A 19,891-nucleotide genomic window follows, 5' to 3' on the forward strand; every position below is an offset into this window, starting at 1 on the left:
ATTAGGGTTATTGCGAAAATACAATAATCTAGTGACTTAATTGGAGGTCAGCATGAAGTACAACAAGGTTGCGCTAGCTTTAGGATTTACTGGTATGGTGGGGTTAGTAGGCTGTGGTGATAGCTCTAGTTCACCACCGAATAGTAATCCCTCACAATTCACCCATGAAATAAAAGCTATCGATGGTTACTTGCAAAACGCCAAGGTGTGGCTCGATCTAAACGGAAATTTTAAGCACGATAGCGATGAACCAAGCGCGATGTCTGGAGCAGGGGGAAAGGCTGTCCTAGATGTTGCACAAATGGTTGAACAAGGGATGGCTCCCAACTCTTATCAGGTTGTTGTTCAGGCCATTGCCGGCGAAACCATAGATGAAGATAAGCCTGATGAACGAGTTTCCTCTGGATTTACTATGTCAGCGCCTGCTGGTGCAGTAAACGTCACGCCACTTTCCACTCTCGTTAACATTAAGCTTTCTGAGTCTGTTACCGAGGACATGAGTGCTGATAAAGTCGCTGAAGTAAAGCAACAAGCTGTTTCGGAGCTCGCTTCCGAGTTGGGTATCGATGAAAGTGCGATTCTCAGCGATTATATTGCTGATAAAAGCCATGACGATCAAAATAAGTCAGACGCCGCCCAGCAAGCAGCCTACGCGGCACGAAGCATTGTCGAATCGGGTCAAGTGCTTCCAGAAACCCCTCAAGAAATGAGTGAGGTTGTCGAACAAGTCAAGCAATCAGATACTGAAACGGACTTTGAAAAATTGGCTTCCGTAGTCAACAACGAGATCAAAAAAGAAGTTGAGGAAACCCCAGATCCTCAGATGCTAGAAGATGCACAACCTGCTATCGATAAAGACGCAGATATGGTTAGTGACAGTGACCAAGATGGTGTACCTGACGAGTTAGACCCTTTTCCAGAAGACAGTAGTGAATGGATGGACAACGATGACGATGGCATTGGTGACCATACCGATGTTGACGATGACAATGACGGCATCAATGATGAGCATGATCACTATCCACTAGATGCTAAACGAGCGGGTGATCCAGATGGTGATGGTATTGATAGTGTTAACGACCAGTTCCCTTACGATTTCGATAACGATAGCCACCCTGACGCGGAGGATGCATTTCCTAAAGACCCTACGGAGTGGCTAGATAGCGACGGTGACAAGGTTGGTGATAATTCGGACAGGTTCCCTGATGATCCAAAAGAGTGGGCTGATTCTGATGGCGACAAACACGGCGACAACAGTGATGCTTTCCCGAACGATCCAGCGGAGTGGGCAGACACAGATGATGACAGCTATGGCGACAATTCGGATGCGTTTCCTGACAATCCGAACGAGTGGAGTGACAGCGATCAGGACGGATTTGGCGACAATAGCGACATTTTCCCAGATGATGCGGAAAAATCCGTTGCTGATGTCGTAACCACTCAAGAAGCGACTCAACCTGTCATTTTCTTAGTGTGCGAGAAACCCTTAGAGCTGAAAATTTCAATTACTCAAACTGTCGAAACTCTCAACAATGGGTCATTGCGCACTAAGCTCGATAAACAGTACTGGAGTTTGAATGATCAGTTAGTTGGTCAAGAAGAAAGTGTGGAGCTACAAACTGGTAACCAGTTTACTCGTATTATCGAGTTCAGCTATGACTTTAACTTAGATGGCGAGAGCTCTTTCGTTGGCACAGTTTTCGATCTAGGAGAACGAACGCCAACACTAGAAAAGCACTACAGTTATATCGATGAGTCTGCAGCTGCAACTGAAGGTTGCGACAATGGTGGTGGGCGAATATTTGATAACGTTAACTTCACATCTCGCACTCACCCCACAGATTTGACCGGCGTAGATACTGTGCAATACGTTACTAAGTCGATTAAAGAACAGTCTGACTTAACAGTTGTCGATAGCCAAACGACTCAATACGATGTTGTAGGATTCGATTATCAAGATTTACAGGGTAATACATCAAATTATGCCCGTCATGACAAGCTCACAAATGAAGGGCTGCTATCTATCAGTGCCCTTATTGAACATGACTGGGAAGCCGATGGCACTATAAATCGCACCCAGGCTTTCACCATTGAGGATACAGGTTACTCATATAGTATTTTTGGCCCAGTTTGGGCCAACCCGACTGACGGTCAGTTACACGAATACGCTGACTATAACTTTACTACTGGTAACTGGGATAACCTGACACCTTATTGGTATGAGTTAACAACGCAGGTTAACCAAGATGGACGTACACAGAGTTCAGGTAAACGCTATCTCCTCAATCAGGAGAATGAGGCCAATACCAAGCTTGATGAAGCACTGCTTTTCCATGAGTGGGACAACCTCATCACTGTGGTCTCTGATGGAGAGCGCACCGAATACGTTGCATGGAATCATTACCACCTAGCAGGCTATGAGTTTACTAGTTCAGCCGATGATTTAGGTCAAGCTTATCGAGTGAGTCAAAAACATGATAACGGCCTGTGGATATCCTATTCATTTGATGAGTGGGGCTCTCGAAGTGTGCAAGACCTGCCAACACTGGTTGAGAATGCTCGTTCGGGCGGTGCAGAGTTAACCAAGATCAACAGTGATATCATACCGGGACTTCATCGCTACGCAGCGGCTTTGCCAAATCAGAGTTTCCAATACTCTGATGAGGGTGAAGCGCTAAACTGGTATGTCGTTAGCCAGAATCCAGGGATCACTGATGGCACGCCGACTTTATTGGAACTGCAACTTATCGACCATGGTATCAAACCAAATTGGTATGTTGGTACGGCGAGTACTGACATCATCGTAATGCTGCCAAAAGATCCAGATAATATTTGGAATTGGTACAACTCTTTCTATCGCATGTATCTACAAACCTATGCAATGGATACGTCACCAAATAACTTTAGTTGGGCTAATGATCTCGGGTACTTTTTCTTGGATGATGGTTTGGCTTACTCCAAGTTGGATGAATTACTAAACCCCGAGTACCGAGTATGTACGTCTGAGAATCGAGAATCGTCTGGAGATGCTCTAGAGGATTATCCATCTTTCCACCATTCCGCCAATGTATGTGGCTATATCGGAATTGACGAGTCCTATCTGAATGACGTTACTCTGTACTTTACCGAGCAGCAAGAGCAAGGAGAAAATGAACTCGCTATTACCTTCAAACAAGGGGGACGGGTGATATCAAAGCCAGCCTACAAGGTTACGATCGAGTCTTTAATTGGTATATCAATTCTGACGGTATCATTGAGTTGGCATTTGATGATGGTAATACAACTTACCTAGCCTATATCGCTTCTAATGATGAGAGCTTTAGCTTCTTGGGATTCCATTATTGGGAAGAGAACGGTGTGTCATATCGATCAGTTGAAGGTAATGAGTTCTTCACGACCAAACCTTATTCCGTGTGTTATGAGAATGATACCGAGTGGGATGATGAGAATGACAGACCAGTCGTAAATGCGACTTTTGAAGCGTTTCAAACCGCTGTTAATGACTGTGGCGGACAAATCAACATCACTGAAGAGATGGTTGAAGGGTTAGTGCTATATGATTACAACGAAGGTAAAGACCGATTGCGAGTATGGGAATTTGGGGCTGATGGCGTCGTGACTCGTACCGAAGGTAGTACCGTCAAGACTTGGGACTGGAGTATTGACGAGAACGGCTATATTTTTGTCGATATTGAGAAAGATGCCGGAGACATATTGTATATCGCACTTATGGGTATTCACGATGATAAGTATAGCCTGAAGATATTCTCCCAATGGCCGGCAGGAGGAGAACTCATTGGTGAAATATACGGTGATGAGTACTTTATTAGCAATCCAAAAGCCTTGTCTGATGTAAATTGAAATACCCAAAGGTAAGCTTGCTATCAAAGTAGAACTTCGAGATTAGAAGTTCTTACTGTGCCCCCACGCTGCGTTTTGCATGTGGGGGCACTTTTTATGCCAGCTGGAATCAGCACTGGGCGTTTGTCACAAGTACATCGTTCCAATAAGCAGTATTTATACTGATTACTCAAAGTCGCTCTCTTCATACTATGGATACAAATCATGAAGGGGAGCCACAATGAGTATCCAGCTAAGTAGTTATCAGCCCAATACGCCCTCTAAGCGCATGAATATTATGACAAAGCCTATTGGCTCTGCGTGTAATATCGATTGCACTTATTGTTACTACTTAAGCAAGGAAGAGCTTCTAGGTCACGAAACAGGATGTGGCAGTCGTATGTCCGACGAGATGTTAGAAACCTACATTAAATCTTACATCGAACAACAGAATCACCCTGAAATCGTCTTTCACTGGCAAGGTGGTGAACCCACATTGCTGGGTGTGAACTACTTCCGCGATGTAGTGCGTTTGCAAAAGAAATACTGTCCCAAAGGTGTCATTATTGAGAACAACCTGCAAACCAATGGCACTCTGCTTAACGATGAGTGGGGCAAATTTCTCAAAAAGAACAACTTTTTAGTTGGGTTGAGTATTGACGGGCCTGAGATGATCCACAATGCCTACCGTACCAACCGAGCAGGTCGTGGCACCTTCAAACAAACCATGAGAGGAGTGGAGGTTTTACACAAGCACAAGGTCAATTTTGCGACGCTGACGTGTGTAAACAATCTGTCAGGATCAAACCCACTGGATGTTTATCGTTTCCTTCGTGATGTGGTGCGCTCCCCGCAGATGCAATTCATTCCTATTGTGGAACCCAAATCTTTCCGTGATACGGCTCCTCAACACTGGAAAGAGGATGAAATTCTTTTCCAAGGTATGCCTGAAACCGAGCCGAGCCACCCAAATTCCATTGTTGAAGCTTGGTGTGTTTCGCCGACTCAATGGGGCAACTTCTTATGCACCATATTTGACGAGTGGATCGAGAACGACATTGGCAAGCTCAATGTTCCCTATTTTGAAGCCTGCGTGGAAACATGGATGGGACGCGTCAACCCACTCTGCACCCTTGCGCCTATGTGCGGAAAAGGCTTAGCAATTGAGCACAACGGTGATGTATTTGCGTGTGACCATTACGTTTATCCAGAATACAAGCTGGGAAATATCCATGAAGCAGATCTAGAGGATATGCAGTTTTCTCAAGGTCAAGAGATGTTTGGCAAGGCGAAAGAGGGAACGTTGCCAAGGCAATGTCGTGAATGCGATTACCAATTTGCTTGCTTTGGTGAGTGCCCTAAAAACCGATTTACAAAAACGCTGTCTGGGGAAGCGGGTCTGAATTATCTATGCGCTGGCTGGAAGCAGTTTTTTACGCACATTGATCCTTATATTTCGATGGTGGTTTCTACCATGGGGTACCCAGTTTACAAAGGCGTTAACGCTGATGCTATGAAATATCAGTTTAAATAGGGGCACATATGAAACTACCCATAAAACAAATTGAATCAATAATAGAAGCTTGCAAGTGCATTTCTTTCAAATGCATAGCGCACCTACTCATTTTCGGCTCTGTGAGTGTATCCGCACTTGCAGCCAATAGTGATACACAATCTATGACGGAAGTTAGTCATATAGAGCTGTTTGATGAGCAGGTTATCAGTCGATTCATCGATAATGCATTTGCTTACAAGTCTGACACCTACACTGATTACGCCGTTCTCTTTAATCTCTGTCAGCAAGATCCTAATAACGAGCTCTGCGGCTCGGAACTGGATGTTCAAAAAGCACAATACCAGCGCGCTAAGGCATCGCATGATTCGCTAGCGATGGTTTGGAAGTCAGAGTTCAAAGACTTAATGCTTCCGCCAATGGCGTATCAACAGATGGTAAACGAGCTCAAGCAGCTTGGCTATCTAACGCAATCGACAGATGTTCCAGTCGCCAAAGTGCATGCTGCATTGAATCAATGGCTAGTGGAGCACGGCCTCGCGCCTACTCAAGAGATCTATCTGATGCACGGCTATTTAGTGAGCTCGGCAGCTCTGCTAGACGCTCAATCCGATGAGAGTGCAGAGCAGGCAAGTAATGAAAAGACAGGCTCGTAGGTAGAGGTTTACATGTTAAGAGTTGTCATCATTACTTTGCTAACACTGGGTTTCTCAAATTTCTTGTTGGCGGCGGAAGTCCGGGGTTCACGTGAAGCTGATCTGGCTGCGTTGTCACAAGATTTTAGTCAACCCATGGCGTTGCGAATTGATGCCACACGTGCATTACGTGGTTTCAATGGGGCAAATGCATTGATTGCCATCAGTCGTGCTTCACGTGATCACGCTGCGCCAATGCGTTTAGCCTCGGTCGATGCAGCCGCTCATTGGTCTGTTATTGGCAAGTGGGATTTGATGTACCCCTTAACTTTCGATGAAGATATGTCTGTACAGAGAGCGGCGATCTACGCACTTCTACCGCACTGGAACGCATTTGATAAATCGATGCAATTATCTCTTCAGCAGTCACTAGAAAGCCTAGAAAAAAAACTTCCGAATGACATAGACACAGAGTTAGAACGTGCGTGGATTGAGCAGGTGACAGGACGCTCAGATGCGGCGGAAGCGCGCCTTATCGAGTTGAGTCATACCTCCGATGATGTGCGTATTGCTATTGGATTGTCAAAAGTCCAGCTAGAAACTCAAGGTGGCTTGGTTGCTAGAGAAACATTGAAACAAGCCATGTTAGATAGCTCCAGCCAAGCGAGCTTATTTTATGAGGCTGCAAAGCTAGATTATGCACTAGGATTTCACGACAGCGCCCTGAGCTACTTTGAAAAGGCCTATATTTTAGCTCCGAACAACTCGACGTATGCGTACGCGTTGGCTGCGACAATTCGAAACAACGAACCTCAACATGCTATTGAACTGTTTAGGGTTGCTTATGAAGGCTCTCAAGACCCGACCCATTTATATGCCCAGTGTGAAAGTATGTTGGCCATAAATGAAGACGCGTCAGATTGCATGGCAGAACTTAAACAGATAGCCCCCGATTATGTTATCCAAGAACTCCTTTCCTTATATCAAAGGTAGCATTATGACTGAGAATAGAAGCTTGGAATCCGTGTTAGGCCTAATTTCAACAGTGAATCAAAACGTTGTTGGGCAAGAGCAGCTTACGCAATCATTGGTGATCGCGTTGTTAACCGGTGGTCACGTACTGCTGGAAGGGTTGCCTGGTACTGCTAAAACACGCTCAGTGAAAGCACTGGCATCTACATTGGATATTGATTTCAAGCGCGTGCAGTTTACACCCGATCTTCTTCCATCGGATGTGACGGGAGCAAATGTTTATGACAAAAATTCTGGTTCACTAAATTTCCAGCCCGGTCCGATTTTTAGCTCATTTTTGCTAGCGGATGAAGTCAACCGTGCACCAGCGAAAGTGCAGGCAGCATTGCTCGAGGCGATGGCAGAAGGCACCGTAACGACCAATGGACAGACGCTGCCACTTCCAGAGCCTTTCATGGTGTTGGCAACGCAGAACCCAATCGAGCAAGAGGGAACATATCCATTACCTGAAGCACAGATGGATAGATTCTTGATGAAAGTAGATGTGCATTACCCAGCGCTAGAAGCGGAGATGGACATTATCCGATTAGTCCGTCGTGAAGCTTTGGGTAAAGAGTCGCATCAGGAAGTTGCAAAGAGTAACGACAGTGTCAGCGTTGACGATATTCGTCAAGCTAAGGAGCAGGTGGCTTGTATCTATTGCTCTGAAGCGATTGACACCTATATCGCTTCGTTAGTGACGGCAACGAGACAACCTGAGTTATACCCACATAGTGCTCTGGAGCAATGGCTATTAGTTGGAGTCAGTCCGCGAGCTCTATTGCTTTGGATAGTTGCAGCCGAGCTCATGCTTGGCTGCATGGGCGTGACTATGTCACGCCGGACGACGTTCGCAGTGTCGCGCACTCTGTGCTTGGTCATCGTATCACTTTTGAGTTTTGAGGCCATGTCTTCGGGCGTATCGAAATCGGACGTTGTCGACGAGTTGCTTAAAGTGGTTCCGATAGCATAGGGGGCTGAATGTTGAAACAACACTTGGACTCAAGGATCTATTGTGATTTACGGACACTACTAAAGACAGAACAGCTTGCCCGTCAGCTTGTTCTGCCACCAAGTACACAGTTTGGCTCGCGTTTGGTAGGTCGACATTTTTCTAGTTTCAGAGGGCGTGGTCTAAGTTTTGAGGAGTTTCGCCACTATCAATCGGGAGATGATACTCGCAATATTGATTGGGCAGTGACCCTGCGCACTGGAGAGCCCTACGTAAGAGTGTTCTCAGAAGAGAAAGATCGGCCAGTTTATCTAGTGGTAGACCAAGGATCGAATATGTTCTTTTCTTCGGTAGATACGATGAAGTCCGTCGTAAGCGCCGAGGTTGCGGCAGTTTGTGCATTCAGTTGTGTACAGAGTGGTGACAGACTGGGCGCGGTGCTAGTGAGTGATGAGTCTATCGAGATGGTACCTCCTAGACGAAGTCGAGATCACATCTATCACGTTTTAGGCAAGATTGTGCAGTTGAACCAGTCATTGTCATCAGAAAATCCTGTCATTGCCCCTCTGGGTCTCGGTTAGAAAACGCATTAAAGTCTATTGCCATTATTAAACCTAAAGGTGCGCTGATCATTGTACTCAGTGACTTTTACAATCTCCAAGAGAGTGCAATTAAGCAATTGCAATGGCTGAAGCAACACAATGATGTAATGGGTATTGCTATTCGAGATCTTTTAGAGGTCGAGCTTCGACCCACTGAGTCTTTGTTAATGAGTGACGGTGAGCATCAAGTGCAGTTGGGGCGTGACTATACCGAGCAACTGGTTCGTTACAACCAAGAACATAACCAAAAATCCGCACGCTAGGTGCACTGTTCGCCGCGAATGGCTTTCCTATGATTGAACTCTCTACGACAGGTAATCATCACAAAGAGTTTGTCCAACAATTGATGGGTAATCGCTATGGCCAATAATATCTTGTTAGTAGACCTTATTGACCCATTGTCCCCGAGTGCTATCTCTTATCTGCCTCAAACTACAGGGTGGAAATGTCTAGCGGTATTGTCGTGCATGGCGTGTGCAATCTGGCTTTTTCGTAAATGGCGTGATTTTAAGCGACAGGCTTATCGACGAAAAGCAAAAAAGAGAGTTGAGCAGCTTATGTTTGACTCCCTACTCGTCAACGAGCCTAAAATCATGCTCCATCAACTTAACCAAATTACAAAGCAAGCAGCGATGCAGCTTACCCCAATCAAGATTTAGCCGGTATTTATGGTGCTGAATGGTTAGATGTACTTTCCAATACCTGCCGCGACTTCGATTTCAGACAACCGCTCTTTGAAAAGTGGCAGGTGAGTTTATATGCACCCACCGAAGGTGTGTGGGACTGTACCATGATGGATGAATTACTTGAGGCCATGCACTACTGGGTAGTTCACCACAGTAAGGAGTATCAATGATCACTTTCGAGGTGGCAGAGGCTCTGCTGCTGTTGCCATTGCCGCTATTGGTTTATCGCTTAGCACCGAGTTACTTGTCACGACAGCAGGCAATTAAGGTTCCCTTTTTCAATGTATTGCTTAAAAGCTTAGATATTAAACGTCAGAATGGTTCACAGAGGGTGAGGGCAGAGCGACCACAAAAGGCCATTATTGCCTTTGGCTGGCTTATGTTGGTCTTGGCTGCGGCTAAACCAGTATGGATGTTAGAGCCACAAACGTACGAGCGCTCGGGACGCGATCTGATGTTGGTGGTTGATCTCTCGGGGTCAATGGCGACACAGGATTTCACCGATAAGTATGGGCAGCCGCGAACACGTCTGGAGAGTGCCAAGCAAGTTCTGAAGTCTTTTAGCAAGAAGAGAGAAGGGGATCGGTTGGGGCTTATTCTATTTGGTGAAGCGGCTTTCCTTCAATCTCCTTTTACATTGGATCACGCGGCTTGGTTGGCGCTTTTACATCAAACTGAGGTTGCTATGGCAGGTGAAAGCACGAGTCTTGGTGATGCTATCGGACTGGGTATCAAGACTTTTTTGGAGGAAGAAAAGGATTCTTCAAGTCAAGAAAAGGTGATGATCGTACTGACTGATGGAAGAGATACGGACAGCCTAGTTCCCCCATAGATGCAGCAAAGGTGGCCGCGGCAAAAGGTATAAGAATTCACATGGTGGCAATGGGGTCGTTGGCATCTACGGGTGAAGAGTCGATCGATATGGATGTGATCAACCAAGTGGCGGAGCTTACCGGGGGTGAGGCATTCCTAGCGATGTCGGCGGAATCATTGAGTGATGTCTACGCGATACTCGATGAGCTCGAACCTAAACGGTTCGAGAGCTTCACCTATCAGCAAAGTGTGTCACTTCATTACGTTCCAGTCATTGTCATTTTTCTAGTTCACCTCAGCTTCGTTGCTTTGATGAGCTATAAACGTCGCGGGCCAAAACTGGGAGCGAGCGTGTAATGGACGATTTTCATTTTATGCGACCAGAGTGGTTGCTGTTGCTAATTCCCTTTTTTTTGCTCATTGGGCACAAGCTTAAGCAGGGACAAAAGGTGTCGAGCAGGATAAAGGCGTTACCATCTCACCTTAGAAAAGCCTTGTTAGTAGGTCATGGCCGCTGGCGGCAGAATACCCCAGTTATTCTGCTTGCCGTGCTTGGTACTTTGGCAGCAGTTGTGGCTGCTGGGCCAACTTGGCAGCGTCAGTTGTCGCCAATTAGTGAGGATAACTCAGCTCTAGTGGTGATCCTCGATGTATCCGAGTCGATGAAGCAAAGTGATATTGCCCCTACGCGTTTGTATCGAGCTAAACAGAAAATTCATCAGTTGATAGAGCAGCGAAATGCAGGCCTGGCAGCTTTGATCGTGTATTCCGGCAGTGCACACCTCGCTATGCCATTGACTAAGGATACAGCCGTATTTAAACCGTTACTGGATGCCATTGATACTGCTGTGATGCCAAGAGAAGGTAAGTTTGAACACTACTCTCTTTCGGTTGTGAACACTCTATTGCGTAATCATGCTAGCAAAGCAACGGTCCTTCTTGTTTCTGATGCGATCAATGTGAACCAGTTAGATGGTTGGCAGCTGTACTTTGACGAGTCTGGGCACCAACTCTTGGTTTGGGGTATGGGTTCACCCAAAGAGAGAGTGGCGATGCCAATGGATGAAGACAGTCTTGAGCAACTCGCGCGCGCCGTGGGTGGTCAATACCTACGTTTTGAATCTGATGATTCAGATATTGCGGCGTTAGTGGACAAAGTATCAGCGAGTTCACAGCTCAATGGAGAAGATTCGGAACCTTGGTTGGATTCTGGCTATGCGCTGATTTGGTTGATGGTGCCGATATACTTGCTTTGGGCGCGTAAAGGCTGGGTTGTTCAATGGTGTCTGCCTATTGTGGTGCTTCTGTCGACGTTTCATGCGCCATCTACTTACGCTAGTGACTTTAGTTTTATTGATCTATGGATGAGTAAAGATCAACAAGGTCAATACCTCTATGAAAAACAAGACTACATCCAAGCTGCTGAAATTTTTGAGGACTATCACTGGAAGGCAGAGTCATACTACCAAGCCGGCGAGTATAAATTGGCAAAACACTATTATCTTCGAATTGATACATTGGATGGTCAGCTCGGTGTTGGTGCCTGTTTAGCAAGACAAAAAGAGTACTTAAAGGCAAGGGATTGGTATCAGTCGATGCTAGAGCAATATCCGAATCACGAGACCATTCAAGCCAATCTAACTTTAATTGTTGGCATTATTGAGTACACCAACACCTTTGAAGCGGGACAAGCGAAAACCCACGAGCGACAAGCAAGTAGAGAGCTAGGGGATAAACCTCAAACCTCAGATGGCGAGGAAAAAATGGTTCAAAAAGAGCAGATAATTGTCGAAAGGCTGTCTGCTCAAGATGTTCTCAATAGTGAAGTTTTGAACGAGAAATGGATGAAGCGTGTTGAGAATAATCTCGCGCCATTTTTGAGCCGTAAGTTTTATCTGCAAACTGAGCAAGGTTTGGCGACCATGGAGTTTCAACCAAGTGATTTTGCTCTAAGCATTGTATCTTCCGACAATGGAGATGAGCGATGAGGCTGTTCAGTAAACCCGCTCTGCTCTGTTCAGTGTTATTTCTCGCTACTATGGGGGTTGCCCATGCAGCATTAGGTCAACAAGAGCGGCTTATAGCGCTATCGAAGCAAGAACGCGTAATCGTTAACGCTTCGTTGGCCGGAACTTCAACGATCGTTCCTAACCAACAAGTTATTGTAAATATTGAAGTAATGACTGATACCTGGTTTACCCAAGGGACTCGAGTGCATCGCTTTGATGTCAATAATGCACTGGTATTGCAGCGCTCTTCATTTGCAATAAATTCGATAGAGCGTATCGACGGCCGAAAGTACGCTAAACAGTTGTGGGAGGTGGTGATTTACCCTTTGGAGCCTGGTCGTTACTTTGTCCCTAGTATCGTCATTGAGCTTGCGGTGAGTGATGAGCAAAACACGATTGCTGGTCAGCTCTCAACAGAGTCCTTTGAATTTACTGTAGATTCATTGACTGACCATCATCAAGGAATGAACACAGTGGTTGGCGAGAATCCAAGTATCAAGCAGTTATGGACACATACTTCGGCTGGTGGAACGACAAAGCAGATACAAGACATAGGGACTTTAGATGTGCAAGTCGGGGATGCAATCGAGCGACAGATCACGGTATCAATTCAGGACTCAACATCGGTTTTAATACCCAAGCCCCTAATCAACATTAAACAATCTGGACTGAAAAGTTATCACGAGTCACCGCTTTTTATGGATTCGGAGAACCGAGGCGTCTACTCAGCAAGCCGGACGGATAAAGTGACGTACATTGTCGATGCAGGTGGTCGTGTTGAGCTACCCAATTACCAGCTTCAAGTTTGGTCACCTAGAGATCGGGTGATTAAGAACGTCGCTGCAAACGGCATAACGCTCAATATAGAGCATACCCCATTCACTTTTGCACAAGCTTATTGGAAAGCGATATTGATAGGGTTGACTATGTGTGGTCTTACACTACTTACTGTTGCTAGAGGTGTAAAAAAGTACCAGTTGCTAGAGGAGCAGAAATCACTACCTATAGGTTGGATGTTTCTATTGTCGGTGATGAAACAAGATAATGCTCAGGCAGAGACAATGCTATACCTAAAAAAACAGGTTCAGCGACAACAGTTCGCTTTATCTCATGGTAATAAGGTATCTCAACAGTTTATCGAACAATGGCAAGTTAGTAAGTATGGAAATCAAACGGAAGTTAAATCGAAAACAACCCGAATTACTTGGTTAAGGCTATGGTTTAATTTGTGAACTTTATATGGGTCATATATTGTAACTATCAACACGATTATTAACGAATGTCGGTTTTTTTTCATCCATCTTTTCAACTTCAGTAAATTTACGGTATAGATATTCCGTGATTTGGTGCACATTTACGGTGTGTTTGAAAAGTACAGAAGACAGAAATGAAAAAATTATGTGTTGCAGTTACAGTGATGATGTTTCCTTTCCTATCCATGGCAGAAGAGCAAGTTAGAGGAGGGGATATTATTGACCCTCAGTCTAAACTGATCTTTAACTACCAAAATGTAACCAAGGACGTTGCAGAATCTGAACTAGCACATTGTCAAAACCTAGCGCATCAGACTCATGAAGATGTTCAATCATCTAAAGGAAGCGGAGTAAAGGGCCTATTAAAAGGTGCCGCTGCGGGTGCCGCGGTAGGCGCGATTTCTGGTGGTAGTGGCTCAGATGCTGCGAAAGTAGGAGCCGCGGGTGGACTTTTAGTCGGACGCTTAGCTGGCAAAGGCGGTGAGAGTGCGCAGAATCAACAGAACCTAGAAAACTATAAGGTAGTCCTTAGAAACTGTATGACTCAACGAAAATACGTAGCCTTAAATTAAACCAGAATATCATTCACATGGTCATAGTAAATGAGTAATACGCTGACGCACGAGTCATGAATGATAATGTTAGCTACATCGTGAATTTCAGAGAGCCAGCGAGTTATTAGCTGGTTTTTTTATTTCGTTATTATAAGTGCCTAGAATCCATTTTCAGTAATACTACTGTATTTTAAATCGAGAAGTTGTTTCATTATTTCCGGCATGGAAAGGGTATCCAAATCCTGTAATACAAACATGCACTTTAACCGTTAGGAAATAATATGAAAAAACTAGCCATTGCTATTGCTATGCTCCTTTCTGCTCCAGCTCTCGCTGAATCAGATGCAGCAACGGTCTCATCAGAGCAATCATCCGCAGAGAACATTTCCGATCTTTCTTCCACGGCGGACAAGCCAAACAACCTATACGATTTCATTGAGAACGACAGACTCTCTGGTGTCGCTTACGCTGGTGCCGAACTTGGTGGTAACCTCTTGTTCGACGACCAAGCGGACGGAAACTTTGATCAAACCTATATGTTTAAGGTGGGGGCTGATCTGAGTTACTCAGTAACAGAAAGCTTTTCGCTTTTGATGGGCGGTGAAGCTCGCTATGCTTGGAGTGGCATTGATACAAAAGTGGACGCAGACAACTATGTTGACCGTTTTGTTTTTGGTACTAAAACTGTCGCCGGTACAACAACTTACGGCAAGCAATGTGGTATTGCCGATGTGTACTTAGGGTTTGGTGATATCTCGAAAGAGTATGGTTTGGGTGAAGAGGCGGATGAAGCAGCTTGTACTGACGAGCAGCTTAATCACCACTACTTTGGCGAAAACTTTGACATTGGTGCTGCATGGGAACACACCAACGATGCGTGGGCATTGGGTGGTTCGGCAACAATCGGTCCTGTGGTATTAGGTGGCACCTATGTCGACATTGGCAAGAGTAACAATGACGAGCACGCCTCTAAAGATTTACGAGAGAAAGTCTACACGATTGGTGCAGTAGCCGTTTTTGACAAGTTTAACTTTGCAGCAAAGTATGACTTCTCTGATGTCGAGACAATGGGAACGGACAACCAAGAAACAACGGGTTATGCATTGGGCATTGCCTATCAAGCGACCACGAACCTTTCTATTTCGTCAACCTACAACAATGAAGACTACAACTTCACTGAAGCTGGACGAACTTATACGGAAGATGATTGGTTTACCCTTGGTGCGTCTTACCGCGTAAATGAACACCTAGAGCTAGTGACAGATTACAAGTTTACGTCTGAGGATGACGACAAACTCTTCCTTCGTGCAAACGTTAGCATCTAACACAAGTCCATATATCCATCTCTTTTTGCCAGTAGCTCGCGCTACTGGCTTTTTTATAAGCACACCTTTATCAGTAAGCATTTGGGAACGTTTCGTTTACACGCCTGTGGTATCAACTTTTGTTTGCTCATTGATGAGCGTCCAATCTCCCCCTAAAGACTTGAACACACCGACAGTCACCTGAGCGGTCTGCAGTCTAGCGGCTAATAACCTATCTTCCATGACGCGCTGCTGGCGCTGTGCATCAAGAAACTCAAGGTGATTGATTAATCCAGCTTTATACAGCGATCGTGCCTTACTTACCGCCGTTTCGGATGCTTCCAGAGCTTCTTGGATGCGTTGTTCATTTTGTTGACTTCGCCCGTAGGCAAATAGCATGGAGTCAACCTCAGTAACCGCCGAGTTAACAGCGTGCTCGTAGCCAAGGGCTGCTGCATCGAAGCGCGCTTCGTTTAGCTCAATTAGTGCTTCGCCTCTGCCTCCGTCAAACACGTTCCAGCTGATGCCAGCTGCGGCCGCCCATCCGATAGAGTCGGCATCAAATAAATCATCGAAGCTGCTCGCAGAAACGCCCGGAGTACCGGTTAGGAAAAATTTTGGGTATCGATTGGCAGTGCTTGCGGCCAATTCCTCGTTTATTGCCGCCATTTCACGTTCTGCGATGCGTATGTCAGGACGACGCTTTAACAGGTCGGAAGGTAATCCTACTGGAATAACTCCCTCTAAGTTAGGTAACTCAGCATCCTCAGAAAGACGAATATCGACTTGAGTGAGAGGCTCTCCCAACAGGGTCGCCATCCGCTGTTTGTGGACTTGCTGGGCGATTTCCAACTGTGGAATCACCGACTCTGTTGCTGCCAGCATAGTTTGAGCTTGAGCCAAATCAAGTTCAGAGCCGTAGCCACTCTTCACGAGTTTTTTTACTAATGCCAATGTTTCTGTTTGGTCAGCTAAGTTGGCTTTAATTAGTGTCATTCTTTCTTGAGCCCCACGATACTGGAGGTAGTTGTGCACTAAGTCTGCTGTAATCAAAGTGTTCAAGCCGCTACGGTAGATTTCAGCTTGCTCAACCCGGATTTTGGCGGCGTTTGATTGTCTGTCGATACGACCAAACAGATCCATCTCCCAAGCTATACTCGCTCCTGCGAACACACCATCATGCTGGTTATCTAATAGGGTAACCGAGTCTAGCGGTGTACCGGTTGGCAATGAATCCCCAATGGGGTTTAGTGCAGGCCCCAACAAAGAGTCGTTCTTACTTAGCTGATAATTAACGTAGCCCGCACCGATATTAACAGTCGGGACTTTGAAAGAGCTCACTACCGACTGATAACTGTTTGCCATTTTGATCCGCTCAGCGGCCATTTTTAGCGGGATATTTTGACGTTGTACATCTTGAACCATTTGATTTAGTGAAGCGTCATTAAAGTTCGTCCACCAATACTCGCTTTGTGTTTGATGCTCATTATTCGCATACAGATAGGCGCTTGATAATGTTGTCGTTGGCTCCGTATAGTCTGGGCCGACCGCACAGCCTGCCAATGTAATGGCAAGAGTTAAAGGAGCGAGTTTTAACGCCTTCAATAGGCATTTACGTGAGTAATGTGTGTTCATGTTCTATGCCTTTTGTTCTTGAGCGGTGAATGTATCTGTTACCGATGAGTTATCCGCTGTTGATGTCTCTTTGTAAGCCAATCGATACAGAGCAGGCATGACAAATAACGACAACACTGTTGCTGCGGCAAGCCCCCGATAATCGTCGCGGCCATTTGGTCAAACAAAAGGTCACTGAGCAATGGAATCATCCCTAATGCTGTGGTGAGAGCACCCATAGAGATTGCCATCGTACGGTTGATCGTTGCCGATTTAATGGCATCGGAAAGTGCTAGGCCGTTTTGTCTTTCTAGCTCAATTTGATCCATGAGAACGATACCGTTTTTGATAATCATACCCATGAGCGTTATAGCTCCAATCAGCGCCATGAAGCCAAAAGGCTTATCGAAAGCGAGGAGGGCAAAGGTTGCGCCTGTAGCCGCTAATGGAATCGTTGAAAGAATGATCACCGGCTGTTTAAAGCCATTAAACATAGCCACAAGGATTATCACCATGATGAGTAGTGCTTTGGGTAGCTGTTTTAATATATCGGACACGGCTTTGTGTTCGTCGTAATACTCGCCACCCCATTCCATGGAATAGCCCGGCGGAAGATCAATAGCCTCAATTTGTTCTTTAATCGCATTACGCACTCTTGCTGGTGTGCTGGAGCGCTCAACACCCGCTTGTGCGGTAATGGTTTTAACGCGGTCTCGACGCCAAATCATGCTCTCTTCACTTGTTAATTCGAATCCATCGACTACTTGTCCGAGAGGTACGCTGTGCAAACCTAAAATGGATTTGACGGGCAAAGTCTCGAGGGACGCCATTGTCTGCTCAGACCCTCTTAATTGAATAGCAATGAGTTCGTCATTGAGATTCATTTGACCAAGCGGCATGCCATCTGAGGCTCGCTTCATAGCGAAAGCTATATCTGTACGATTGATGCCTGCACGGCGAGCCTTGTCTTGGTTAATAATCGGAGTCAGCACTTTGCTTTGTTGACGCCAGTCATCGCGTACGTATTTTGCATCCGGGTGCTTGGCCATTATCGCTTTCGCCTGATTGGCGAGCTGATGCAGTACGACTTCGTCTGGACCAGAAAAACGCGCTTCCACCGCATATTTGTCCGCTGTTGCAAGCTTTAATGCACGGAAACGAGGTTCAGCATTAGGAAACTGTTCTTGTACCCAAACGTCACCACGGGCAACAAGCGCAGATATGGATTGGTAATCTTTGGTATTGATCAGGATTTGACCATAGGCTGGATCAAATGGCTCTGGTTCGACGATCACTGAGAATCTAGGAACGCTACTACCGATGGCTGTCGCAATACTTTCGACTTCTGGTTGCTGCAGTAGCCAAGATTCCATTTTTTTCATGTCGGTCGAAGTTTGCTCCACTTTGGCACCATTAGGCAACCAGTAGTCAAAGAACACGATTGGACGGTCGGATTGGGGAATAAAGTTAATAGTGATATAAGGTACCGCCATTGCAGTGAGGACAATTAGAGGAATCAGTGCTGTTAGCGCTTTCTTTGGGTTATCAACTGTCCAGTTTACACACTGTTTGTAGCGAACCATTTTGTCTTCGCTAATTTCAGAATTTGGCTTGATAAAAAGCCAGCACATGAGCGTGGTGAATGTCATTGCCACAAGCCAAGAAAGTAGTAGTGAGGAGGCGATGATATAAAACACTGAGCCCGCAAACTCTGCCGCATCTGTTTTGGAGAACAGAACAGGACTTGCACCCATGATGGCGATGATGGTTGCCCCTAGCAATGGTACGCCTGTTTCCTTGACAGAATCCAAAGCAGCCTGAGTGCGCTCCACACCTTTATTTAACTTGGCGATCATCATGTCAGTGATGACAATGGCGTTATCGACTAGCATCCCTAGCGCTAGGATAAAGGTGCCAAGAGAGACTCGGTGCAAATCTATATCATTGATATTCATATAGATGAGAGTGAGCAATATCGTGAGAAGAAGGCTACCGCCTACAATTGTTGCACTTTTAAAGCCCATGAAAATCAACAGCACAATAAATACTATGGCGACACTTTCTAGTAAGTTGCCGACAAAATTGTCGATGGCTTTCTGAACCTCATCAGGTTGAAACGCGATCGTCGAGATCTCTACGCCTAGTGGTAAGCTTGTTTGATAGTCATTGATTATCTCTTGGATGGTATCGCCTAATGAAACGACATTGATACCTGGAACAGGGCTTACGGCTAGGGTGACAGACGCTTGGCCGTTGTAGCGGTTTTCTGTTAATGCGGGTGTTTGATAGCCCATGGTGACATCAGCAACATCCCCTAGTCGAATAAGGCCAGTGCCAAACTCGCTTACTCCACCTTTAATGACGAGGTTGCGAATATCAGCGAGAGATTGAAATTCACTGCCTTGGTGAACTCGAATACGTTCTGTTCCAGCATCGAATCTACCCGCTTCAAAGGTGGTGTTGGTGCTATTGAGTTGATTCCAGACTTGAGCAACCGACAAGCCATACTGAGCAAGACGCTCGTCTGGAAGATCGATATAAACGACACGCGGTTGTACGCCGTGTAGTTCAATTTTCTTAATACCCTTAACGGCTTTTAAGCGACGTTGGAGTTCTTCTGAGTATCGACGGAGCTCCTCCGGTTTTGCATCGTTGCTATGAACGGCAAACAGCATGCCATAGACTTCAGAAAATTCATCTTGCACCAGGCTGATTTGCGCCGTGGCAGGGAGTTGCAGTTTCACATCCTGAACCTTACTACGAAGTAAATCCCACTGCTGAGGCAAGTTTCTGGAGTTCAGACTCTCTTTGAGATCCACGAACACCATTGACACTCCAGGGCGTGAGAGGGAACGTAATCGATTGAGCTCCCCCATTTCTTGAAGTTTAGTTTCAACCGTATCGGTCACTTGTTTTTCGACCTGTTCGGCGGATGCGCCCGGATATAAGGTAACGACTACCGCCGTTTTGACGGTAAAGCTTGGGTCTTCTAGTTTGCCAAGATCAAAATAGGAATAGATGCCTGCGATGACACTTAGTGTGACAAAGAACAACAGAAATGTTCGTTGTCGAATGGCGAATTCGGCGAGTTTAATCATCTGCTAA

At 45.7% G+C, this 19,891-nt stretch carries 14 protein-coding genes and 3 pseudogenes; 15 read left to right on the forward strand and 2 right to left on the reverse strand.

Annotation, left to right across the window (positions count from 1 at the left end; genetic code table 11):
* The first annotated feature begins 52 nt into the window (after nt 1-52).
* The 15 genes and pseudogenes from TZ48_RS01175 to TZ48_RS01240 all read left to right on the forward strand — a co-directional run bounded on the left by TZ48_RS01175 (nt 53) and on the right by TZ48_RS01240 (nt 15,193).
* Nucleotides 53-3,292, forward strand: coding sequence for a hypothetical protein (locus TZ48_RS01175; protein WP_112477947.1), 3,240 nt, complete (start codon nt 53-55; stop codon nt 3,290-3,292).
* 65 nt (nt 3,293-3,357) lie between these two features.
* Nucleotides 3,358-3,861 carry a hypothetical protein gene (locus TZ48_RS01180; RefSeq protein ID WP_239670645.1) on the forward strand — a complete coding sequence of 168 codons (504 nt, stop codon included), beginning with the start codon at nt 3,358-3,360 and terminating at the stop codon, nt 3,859-3,861.
* 220 nt (nt 3,862-4,081) lie between these two features.
* On the forward strand, nt 4,082-5,374 hold the full coding sequence (locus tag TZ48_RS01185) for an anaerobic sulfatase maturase (protein WP_112477949.1): 1,293 nt from the start codon (nt 4,082-4,084) through the stop codon (nt 5,372-5,374).
* 143 nt (nt 5,375-5,517) lie between these two features.
* On the forward strand, nt 5,518-6,009 hold the full coding sequence (locus tag TZ48_RS01190; RefSeq protein ID WP_162674439.1) for a hypothetical protein: 492 nt from the start codon (nt 5,518-5,520) through the stop codon (nt 6,007-6,009).
* Nucleotides 6,010-6,021: 12 nt separating this feature from the next.
* The gene (locus TZ48_RS01195) at nt 6,022-6,981 is read left to right on the forward strand and encodes a tetratricopeptide repeat protein (RefSeq protein WP_112477951.1); all 960 of its coding nucleotides are present in this window, start codon (nt 6,022-6,024) and stop codon (nt 6,979-6,981) included.
* A gap of 4 nt (nt 6,982-6,985) precedes the next feature.
* Nucleotides 6,986-7,972 (forward strand): annotated as a pseudogene (locus TZ48_RS01200) (AAA family ATPase).
* Nucleotides 7,973-7,980: 8 nt separating this feature from the next.
* Complete coding sequence (locus TZ48_RS01205) at nt 7,981-8,532, forward strand: DUF58 domain-containing protein (RefSeq protein WP_112477952.1); 552 nt, start codon at nt 7,981-7,983, stop codon at nt 8,530-8,532.
* Complete coding sequence (locus TZ48_RS26570; protein WP_476723310.1) at nt 8,493-8,816, forward strand: DUF58 domain-containing protein; 324 nt, start codon at nt 8,493-8,495, stop codon at nt 8,814-8,816. Before TZ48_RS01205 ends, TZ48_RS26570 begins: the two co-directional genes overlap by 40 nt.
* A gap of 96 nt (nt 8,817-8,912) precedes the next feature.
* Nucleotides 8,913-9,409: pseudogene (locus tag TZ48_RS26220) on the forward strand (DUF4381 domain-containing protein).
* A complete protein-coding gene (locus tag TZ48_RS01220) occupies nt 9,406-10,071 on the forward strand; it encodes a VWA domain-containing protein (RefSeq protein ID WP_239670646.1) in 666 nt (221 codons plus the stop codon). The pseudogene TZ48_RS26220 and the gene TZ48_RS01220 overlap by 4 nt, the downstream one beginning before the upstream one ends.
* 11 nt (nt 10,072-10,082) lie before the next feature.
* Nucleotides 10,083-10,409: a vWA domain-containing protein gene (locus TZ48_RS24600; protein ID WP_239670647.1), complete on the forward strand. Its 327-nt coding sequence runs from the start codon at nt 10,083-10,085 to the stop codon at nt 10,407-10,409.
* A gap of 137 nt (nt 10,410-10,546) precedes the next feature.
* On the forward strand, nt 10,547-12,040 hold the full coding sequence (locus TZ48_RS01225) for a vWA domain-containing protein (protein ID WP_239670648.1): 1,494 nt from the start codon (nt 10,547-10,549) through the stop codon (nt 12,038-12,040).
* Entirely contained in the window at nt 12,037-13,293 is a 1,257-nt protein-coding gene (locus TZ48_RS01230; protein WP_112477956.1) for a BatD family protein, read from the forward strand. The genes TZ48_RS01225 and TZ48_RS01230 overlap by 4 nt, the downstream gene beginning before the upstream one ends.
* Before the next feature lie 155 nt (nt 13,294-13,448).
* Entirely contained in the window at nt 13,449-13,886 is a 438-nt protein-coding gene (locus TZ48_RS01235) for a glycine zipper family protein (RefSeq protein WP_112477957.1), read from the forward strand.
* A gap of 263 nt (nt 13,887-14,149) precedes the next feature.
* On the forward strand, nt 14,150-15,193 hold the full coding sequence (locus TZ48_RS01240; protein ID WP_112477958.1) for a porin: 1,044 nt from the start codon (nt 14,150-14,152) through the stop codon (nt 15,191-15,193).
* A gap of 96 nt (nt 15,194-15,289) precedes the next feature.
* On the opposite strand, the gene TZ48_RS01245 is transcribed toward TZ48_RS01240, so the two are convergent.
* Nucleotides 15,290-16,777 (reverse strand): efflux transporter outer membrane subunit, encoded by a 1,488-nt coding sequence (locus tag TZ48_RS01245; protein ID WP_239670659.1) that lies wholly within the window; start codon nt 16,775-16,777, stop codon nt 15,290-15,292.
* A 33-nt stretch (nt 16,778-16,810) separates the two neighbouring features.
* Nucleotides 16,811-19,884, reverse strand: a pseudogene (locus tag TZ48_RS01250) (efflux RND transporter permease subunit).
* Nucleotides 19,885-19,891 lie beyond the last annotated feature (7 nt).

Origin of the sequence: Vibrio variabilis, assembly GCF_003263785.1 — a bacterium.
Classification (GTDB): domain Bacteria; phylum Pseudomonadota; class Gammaproteobacteria; order Enterobacterales; family Vibrionaceae; genus Vibrio; species Vibrio variabilis.